The 216-nt window shown below is 44.0% G+C and carries 1 pseudogene; it reads right to left on the reverse strand.

Features of this window, described 5'->3' with window-relative positions:
- Positions 1-173 (reverse strand): annotated as a pseudogene (locus AAC854_RS24090) (IS1 family transposase); the annotation flags it as partial.
- Positions 174-216 lie beyond the last annotated feature (43 nt).

Here is a 216-nt window from a genome sequence, read left to right on the forward strand (position 1 = left end):
TCTTTCGTACCGGGATTGCAGGCTTGATAGGTATAGTTCAGTTGGAAGGTTTTCCGGCAGGCGTAGCAGTGATACCGAGGATGCCCAGTACGTCCTTTACCATGCCCTTTACCATGCCCTTTAACCGCTTCTGTTTTATGACAGTAACGACAAACTACATCAACTTTAGCCATATCTCACCCATAAGAAAAAGCAGGAAGTTTATCACAATATCTA

The sequence above is a fragment of the Xenorhabdus entomophaga genome (assembly GCF_037996725.1).
Classification (GTDB): domain Bacteria; phylum Pseudomonadota; class Gammaproteobacteria; order Enterobacterales; family Enterobacteriaceae; genus Xenorhabdus; species Xenorhabdus khoisanae.